The organism is Gemmatimonadota bacterium (assembly GCA_021295815.1).
Taxonomy (GTDB): Bacteria; Gemmatimonadota; Gemmatimonadetes; order Longimicrobiales; family Gaopeijiaceae; genus JAGWBQ01.
In genome coordinates this window covers 86,999-94,697 of record JAGWBQ010000006.1, presented here as the reverse complement: position 1 = coordinate 94,697, position 7,699 = coordinate 86,999, and the positions used below count along the sequence as shown (strand labels likewise).

Sequence of the window (7,699 nt, the reverse complement as noted above, 5' to 3'; positions counted from 1 at the left end):
CGGCTACCCTGGCGATTTTCCTCGTCGTCTTCAACTTCGGGCACCTGCTCCTGCGCAAATGGGCTCTCTCCACCGGCATGCACGCGCGTCCCGCCGCCGAGCTCGTGAAGATCGCCGGCGCCTATTCGTCTCAAGTGACGATCAGCAGCGGCTCGGCGACGGCCGATGCGAAGAGCATCCTCGGGCTGTTGACGCTCGCCGCGGAGCGGGGGACCACCCTGGACGTCTCGGCCAGCGGAACGGACGCGAAGGAGGCGGTGGACTCGGTGGTCGCCCTCATAGCCGGCGGATTCTCCGAGCTCTGATGTCGATCGTCCTGGACGGGATCGCGGCCTCCGAGGGAATCGTCTCCGGCCCGATCTTCGAGCTCGCCTGGCAGGTACCCACGGTGCCGCACTCGACGGTTCCTCCCGACCAGGCCCGCAAGGAGATCGCCCGCTTCGCCGCAGCGAGGGCGTGGGCGAAGGAAAGCCTGCGCACTCTGCGCGACCGCACCGAGGAGAGAGTCGGAGAGGTCGAGGCCCGCATCTTCGACCCGCAGATCCTGATGCTCGACGACCCGCAGGTGGTCGACGGCACGGTCCTCTACATCGCACAGAACCGCCTCAGCGCCGAGCGGGCGTTCCAGTGGCGGATGCTGGAGCTTCAAAACCTGTGGAGCCGCAAGGATCACCCTATGATCCTCGACCGCCTGAACGACCTGCAGGACGTGATGAGCCGGGTGCTGGGCAAGCTCCTGGGCAGGCGCGACCTGGCCGAGGTGGCCTCGCCGGAATCGGAAGGGGTCGTGGTGCTCGCCAGGAATCTCTCTCCCAGCCTGGTCGTGGCGTGGAGGCCGGGGGTCGTCTCGGGCATCGTCACCGAACAGGGCACCCGCAGCGCGCACTGGGTGATGCTGGCTCGCTCGCTCGCCATCCCGGCGGTAGTGGGGGTTCCGGATGCGGTGCGCCGATCCCGGAGCTCCCGGGAGGCGGTCGTGGACGGCCGCGCCGGCCGCGTCGTCTTCGACCCCGACAAAGTCCAGCGCAACAGCTTCATCGCCCGTCGAGACCGGCTGCGCGCCTGGGAAGGCGAGATCGAGGCCATCGCCGGCCTGGAGTCCGTGACCAGGGACGGACAGCACGTCGAGCTGCGCGCCAATCTCGACCTGCCGGACGACGCGGGGCCCGCTCGCGAGCACGGCGGCGTCGGGGTCGGCCTCTTCCGTACGGAATTCCTCGCGGTGGGGAGGAGCGTGATGCCGGGCGAGGAGGAGCAGTTCCGGGCCTACCGGGCGGTGGCTCGCGTCTTCTCGAATCAGGTCGTCTGCATCCGCACCTTCGACCTGGGCGGCGACAAGTTTCCCATGTTCCTGCACATGCCTCAGGAGGAGAATCCCTTTCTCGGATGGAGAGCCATCCGAGTCTGCCTCGACGAACCCGAGCTCTTCCGTCCGCAGTTGCGGGCCATCCTCAGGGCGACGGTCCACGGCGACGTCCGCCCCATGCTCCCTTTCGTGAACGAGATAGAGGAGATCCTGCGCGTGCGCGAGATGCTCAAGGAGGAGGAGGAGCGCCTCGACGCCGAAGGCATCCCTTACAACAGAGGCTACAAGCTCGGCGTCATGATCGAGACGCCGGCCGCCGCGCTGGAGACCGCTCATCTCGCTTCGCACGCCGACTTCTTCTCGCTCGGCACGAACGACCTCGTCCAGTACACACTCGCCGTCGACCGCACCAACACCAGGCTGACCCATCGCTACGAGCCCTTCCACCCGGCCGTTCTGAGCCAACTGCAACTCGTGGCACGTGCGGGTCGGGCGGCGGGTATAGAGGTCAGCGTGTGCGGTGAACTGGCCCAGAATCCCCTTGGAGCCTTCCTGCTGCTCGGTCTCGACATCTTCACTCTGTCGATGGCCTGGCCGTATCTGCCGGAGATCAAGAAGTTCATCCGCGACATCGACATCACCACGGCGCGCAGCACGGCGCGCCAGGCGCTGAAGGCTCCGACGGCCCGAGAGGTAGTCCGTACTCTGGCCGACGGCATCGGAAGCGCCGCGGACCTCTCGCTCTTCATGCATCGGGACCAATCGTCCTCGAACCTCAGCCTCTGACCCTTGCATACTTCGCTCTTCACCTCAGAATCCGTCAGCCGCGGGCACCCGGACAAGGTCGCGGACCAGATTTCGGACGCCGTTCTGGACTCTCTCCTGCAGGAGGACCCGCATGTGCGCAGCGCCGTCGAGACGATGGTCGCCACCGGCTGGATCGCCGTGGTCGGCGAGTGGGGATCGGGAACCGTCAAGGAGCTCCGCCTGGAAGAGCTGATTCGGGGCGTGGTCCGCGATATCGGCTACCGCTCCGCGGAGGTGGGCATGGACGCGGACGACTGCTCGTTGATGATGCGACTGGTTCCGCAATCCGACGACATCTGGGGAGGCGGAGGCGGAGGCGGGGAACTCGCAGACGCTACGGACGGCGTGGGCGGAGTGCGCGGCGGCGGCGCCGGCGATCAGGGAATGATGTTCGGATACGCAGCGAACGAGACTCGCGAGCTGATGCCGAGTCCGATACAGCTCGCCCACCGGCTAATGCGCGAACTCGACGACGCGCGCGTGGCAGGAAGGGTGCCGTGGCTGAGGCCCGATGGAAAAGGCCAGGTCACCGTCGAGTACGTCGACGGTAAACCGCAGGCGGTGGCGGCCGTGGTTCTCAGCGCCCAGCACGACCCCGACACGGGTCAGCGGGAGGTTCGCGAGGCCCTCGAGCACGAGGTCATCCGACGCGCGATCCCCGAACACCTGCTCGAGCACGGCCCCAAGCTCCACCTTAACCCGACCGGCCGCTTCGTGACCGGGGGACCCGCCGGCGATGCCGGACTCACCGGGCGCAAGATCATCGTCGACACCTACGGGGGCATGGCCCGACACGGGGGCGGCGCCTTCTCCGGAAAGGATCCCACCAAGGTGGATCGTTCGGCGGCCTACGCCGCCCGCTGGGCCGCGAAGAACGTTGTGGCCGCCGGGCTCGCCGAGCGCTGCGAGATACAGCTCGCCTACGCGATCGGCGTGGTCGATCCCGTGTCGATTCGGATCGACACCTTCGGCACCGCCAACCACGGACTTACCGACGCGACCATAGCCGAGGCGGTGAAGAACGTTTTCGACTTCACGCCCCGGGGCATCATCCGCGAGCTAAGCCTCCAGAGACCGATCTATCGACCCACCGCCGTCTACGGTCATTTCGGCAGGGAACCGGCGAGTTTGGGGGAAGGACACTTTCCTTGGGAGCGCATCGATCGCGTGGACCTCTTGCAGGACAGGCTGGACGGCTGACCGCACCTTCTCTCCGGCCCCGATAAGCGAACCGCGAACGGGCAGGGCGCCCGCACGAACCCCGGAGGCCTCATGCGGGTATTTCCCGATCCCGATTTCCCCGCAGCCGAAAGGAACTCGACCGTGCTCGCCGAAGTCAAGGTCTACAGTCTGGGACTCGATCGCACGAACCGCATGCCGGTCGTGATTCTTCGCGAACGTGGAGGTGCGCGGGTCCTCCCCATCTGGATTGGGCCCAGCGAGGCCAAGGCCATAGCCACCCAGCTCGCCAAGGTCCCCCACACCCGCCCGCTGACTCACGACCTGACCTGCTCGCTCTTGACCGGCATGGGCGGCACGCTGCTCAGAGTGGTGGTGAGCAGGGTGGAGGAGAGCACCTACTTCGCAGAGCTCGTGGTGGAGAAGGCCGGAGAGCTCGTTTCAATAGATGCCCGGCCCTCGGATTCGATCGCCCTCGCCTTGCGCGCCGGAGCCAGCATTCTCGTCGAAGAAGGGCTGCTGCAGGCCATGGCCATCGAGCTGCCCACACCAGGAGAGGGCGACTTGGACGACCCTGCCCAGGGATCGGTCATGCAGGCTAAGGAGCTCAAGGACCACCTCCGTTCGCTCGACCCGCAGGACTTCGGCCGCTTCAAGCTGTGAAGCCGAGCTGGGTCCTTTTCCCGCTCGCTCTGGCGTTCGCGGGGCCCGGATCGACCCAGGAACCCCCACCCACCCATCTGACGGGGAGGGCGCTCCGGGGCGACGAACCGCTGGACTCGGGAACGGTCGTGCTCCACCGGGTCGCACCGTCGGGTGGCGCCGAAACGGATTCGGCGTCTATCGGCGTGGACGGGGGATTCGTCCTGGAGCTGGACCTGTCCCGGAACGCGGATGACGTCTTCTTCGCGACCGTCACTCACCACGGGGTGCTCTACTACGGCGAAGCCTTCACCGGCGAGAGCGTCCCGGATAGCTATCAGGTCCAGGTGTTCGACACGCTCCAGCTCGCCGAGCCCGCGCAGGCAGACGACGACGAGACCGGCGGCGCCCCCGGGAGGTTCGACGCTCCGCCCGGGAGCTCCTATCTCCCGCTGGAAATCGAGGGACGCACGCTCTTCCTCGAACCGATGGCCGAGGGCTGGCGAGTCACCGACCTGATATCGCTGCACAACAAGAGCGAGCGGACCTGGGTCTCGGTGGAGGACGGGCCGGTGTGGAGCCATCCCCTCCCAGCCGGAACCGAGGGTTTCGAGGTAGGTCACCGCGGCGCGGAGGCGAGCGCGGTGTATCGGCAGGACGACGTGCTCCACCTATCCGGCCCGGTGATTCCGGGTGATCGACTCTTGATCGTGCAGTACCATCTGAGCGAAGACCTTCCCGTCTTTCCTTTGGGGGCGGGAGAGGGGTGGGTGGAGCTGCTGATTCGCGAACCCTCGCCCGGAGTGGGCGCTGACGGGCTGCCGTTCGTCGGTCGCAGCGAGGTTACGGAAGGCAGCACTTATCGACGCTACCGGGCTGAGAGCCCCGGACTCTCCTCCCTGGCGCTCATCTCGGTTAGGGAACCCGGAGGATTTCGGGCGGAATGGGCGGCGGTGCTCGTCGCAGCGGCACTGGTTCTGGCCTTCATCGCAAGGAAAAGGAGAACTGAAGGGGCGGTAAGGTGAGCCTGGTCAGCTCGCCGGCCATCCTGCTCCGGTCCCACGACTACGGAGACAGTTCGAAGGTCCTCAAATACTTCACACGCGATCTCGGTCCCGTCTCGGTCATGGCTCACGGAGCGCGGGCCCGGGCCGGGAAGGGCAGGGACGCGGCGACGGTTTTCGGGTCGGGAAATCTCGTATTCTACTTCAAGGAAGGCCGCGATCTCCACACTCTGCGCGAGTTCACGCCCACCCGCGTTCGCGAGGGGTTGGGACGGAATCTGGTGAGCTTCGCCGGGGCCGCAGCGATCGTCGAGCTCGTATCGGTCCACAGCGAACGGGAGGCGAATCCCGAGCTCTTCGATCTGGTGGAGGAGCTCTTCGACTCCCTCGAGGGCGTCGACGCGGCTCGAGCGGCGGTGGTCGCGCTCTCCGGACTCTGGCAGTTAGTGGCGGCGTTCGGTTTCGCTCCCAGGCTCGACGAGTGCGTGGCGTGCGGGAGAGACCCCGGGGAAGGCGTGGGTCGGCTCGACCTCAACGAGGGTGGGATAAGGTGCGAGGAGTGCTCTAGGGAACTCGACTCTCCCAGGCTCGGACCCGTCGCTCGCCGGCATATCGGTTGGCTCCTCGGACTTGCGGTGGACGACGGCCAGGCACCCGAACTCGACCATGCTCGCGCCCACCTCTCCGTGCTGTCCGCGTTCCTCAGCCATCACGTCACCGGACGCCAACTGGAATCTCTGGAGTTCCTCGCCCAGGTGCTCGCAAGCGACGAGATCTCGCCGGAGTCCGTCGCACGTCGGCCCGGATCCCTCCGGGATCGGTAGGGGGAAAGCGGCGGTGAAACGACTCGTTCTGGGAACCGCAGGCCACGTCGACCACGGTAAGACCGCGCTGGTAGGGGAGCTTACCGGAACCGACACCGACCGGCTCAAGGAGGAAAAGGAGCGCGGCATCACGATCGAACTGGGCTTTGCGGAGCTGGCCTTGCCCGAAGTGCGCTACGGAGTGGTGGACGTTCCCGGTCACGAAGCCTTCGTGAAGGCGATGGTGGCCGGCGCCGCCGGCACCGATGTGGTGCTTTTGGCCGTCGCGGTCGACGAAGGCGTCATGCCTCAGACCCGCGAACACGTGGCCATCGTCGAGGCGCTGGGCGCCCGGAGCATGGTAGTCGCCCTCACCAAGTGCGACGCGGCCGACGACGAGTCTGTGGAGATCGTGGAGATGGAGATCGACGACCTTCTGGAGGGAACTCCTTTCGGCGGCTCCCCCCGAGTACGCACGTCGGCGCGAACCGGGCTCGGCCTCGAAAAACTGCGCACCGAGCTCGCCCGCGCAGCGCAGGATCACGGAATCGGTCTGGAGGACGACCTCGTCCGCCTTCCCGTCGACCGGGTCTTCAGCGCCGCCGGAGCTGGCACGATAGTCACAGGCACCGTCTGGAGCGGCCGGTTCGCCCGAGGAGACCGCGTGCGCTTGCTGCCCGCCGGTCGCAGGGCAAGGATCCGCAGCATCCAGACCCACGGACGAGACACCGATGCCGCCCGCAGGGGCGAACGCGCCGCGGTCGCGCTCGTCGGCGAGGGCGCCGATCGGTCCGTCACGGCAAGGGGAAGCACGCTGGTCGCCGATCCCGCCTGGCGTCCCGGGTGGATGCTCACCGTCCGCGCCAGCGTCTTTCCGGACTCGGAGCTCGTGCTCGAACACAACCAGCGCGTGCGCGTCCACCTGGCGACCTCGGAGGTGCTGGCCCGCGTGGCTCTGCTCGAAGAGGTGGAGGGCGTCCTCCCTGGAGGTTCCGGCTGGATCCAGCTCCGGCTCGAGGCCCCCGTGGCGGCGCGAGCCAGAGACCGGCTCGTGCTGCGACGCTACTCGCCGGTGACCTCGATCGCGGGGGCCGTGGTCGCGGAACCTCTCGCCGCCAAACGTACCCGGATCTCGCATGCCGAGACGGTCCTCTTGGGTGCGGTTGTCGAAGGCGACGTGGAAAAGGCCGTGGATGCCGTCCTGACGATGGCCGGCTGGTCAGGTGTGGAGCTGAGCGATCTCCCCTTGCTCACCGGGCTAGCGCCGGCAGCTACCCGTTCGGCCCTTCCCGACGGTTCGCTTACCTGTCGCGGACTGGTCTTCGCGCGGGAGATAGTCGAGAGCGGAAGACGACGCCTGCTGGCGTGCGTAGACGAAGCGCACGAGGACGACCCGGTCGCTGCGGCCGTCCCCTCTGCCCGGGTCCGGGACGCGCTTCCGCGCTGGGTGCCCGGAGTTCTGGCCGACGGCCTCATGGATCGCCTCCTGGCGGAAGGTATCGTCGAGAAGACCGAGGGCGGACTGCGCCGCGCGGGCCGCCGACCCGCCCCCTCGAAGGAACAGGCTTCGGCCATCGAAGAGCTCACGCGTTTTTTCCGGCGGAACGGCCTCGCGCCCCGAAGCCCGGAGGAGCTGCCGGACACGCTTCGCGATCGTCCCGACATATGGTCTTTGACTCGCTTCCTCGTCCTCGACGGGAGGCTGAGCGGGATCGGAGACGGCCTCTTCGTGGATCGCAGCGCCCTGGAGCGAGCGATAACCGAGATACGGACGGGACTGGGAGGTGGAAGGGGTCTTGGCCCGACGGACTTCCGCAAGTATCTTCCGGTATCGCGCAAACGCCTGCTCCCGATTCTGAACCATCTCGACTCTCTGGGTGTAACCCTCAAGGAAGCGGGAGGAAGATCGGTGGAGGCGAAAGCCGCGTACCGAGGACGGTAACGAACGGTTCACTCCT

General features: G+C 67.1%; 7 protein-coding genes. All 7 read left to right on the top strand.

All coding sequences use genetic code 11. From position 1 onward, the window contains the following. The first annotated feature begins 77 nt into the window (after positions 1-77). On the top strand, positions 78-305 hold the full coding sequence (locus tag J4G12_03575; GenBank protein ID MCE2454885.1) for an HPr family phosphocarrier protein: 228 nt from the start codon (positions 78-80) through the stop codon (positions 303-305). Further along, a complete protein-coding gene (gene ptsP / locus J4G12_03570) occupies positions 305-2,092 on the top strand; it encodes a phosphoenolpyruvate--protein phosphotransferase (protein ID MCE2454884.1) in 1,788 nt (595 codons plus the stop codon). The genes J4G12_03575 and ptsP overlap by 1 nt, the downstream gene beginning before the upstream one ends. A 3-nt stretch (positions 2,093-2,095) precedes the next feature. Beyond that, the gene (metK, locus tag J4G12_03565; GenBank protein ID MCE2454883.1) at positions 2,096-3,313 is read left to right on the top strand and encodes a methionine adenosyltransferase; all 1,218 of its coding nucleotides are present in this window, start codon (positions 2,096-2,098) and stop codon (positions 3,311-3,313) included. A gap of 72 nt (positions 3,314-3,385) precedes the next feature. Beyond that, a complete protein-coding gene (locus J4G12_03560) occupies positions 3,386-3,955 on the top strand; it encodes a bifunctional nuclease family protein (GenBank protein ID MCE2454882.1) in 570 nt (189 codons plus the stop codon). Then, positions 3,952-4,959: a hypothetical protein gene (locus tag J4G12_03555; protein ID MCE2454881.1), complete on the top strand. Its 1,008-nt coding sequence runs from the start codon at positions 3,952-3,954 to the stop codon at positions 4,957-4,959. The genes J4G12_03560 and J4G12_03555 overlap by 4 nt, the downstream gene beginning before the upstream one ends. Then, positions 4,956-5,762 (top strand): DNA repair protein RecO, encoded by an 807-nt coding sequence (gene recO, locus J4G12_03550; protein ID MCE2454880.1) that lies wholly within the window; start codon positions 4,956-4,958, stop codon positions 5,760-5,762. Before J4G12_03555 ends, recO begins: the two co-directional genes overlap by 4 nt. 13 nt (positions 5,763-5,775) lie before the next feature. Next, positions 5,776-7,683 (top strand): selenocysteine-specific translation elongation factor, encoded by a 1,908-nt coding sequence (gene selB / locus J4G12_03545; protein MCE2454879.1) that lies wholly within the window; start codon positions 5,776-5,778, stop codon positions 7,681-7,683. Positions 7,684-7,699 lie beyond the last annotated feature (16 nt).

Excerpts from the sequence above, each read along its gene's own strand:
- J4G12_03575 (MCE2454885.1), top strand. The coding sequence starts at position 78 with ATGCACGCGCGTCCCGCCGCCGAGCTCGTGAAGATCGCCGGCGCCTAT.
- ptsP (MCE2454884.1), top strand. The coding sequence starts at position 305 with ATGTCGATCGTCCTGGACGGGATCGCGGCCTCCGAGGGAATCGTCTCC.
- J4G12_03560 (MCE2454882.1), top strand. The coding sequence starts at position 3,386 with ATGCGGGTATTTCCCGATCCCGATTTCCCCGCAGCCGAAAGGAACTCG.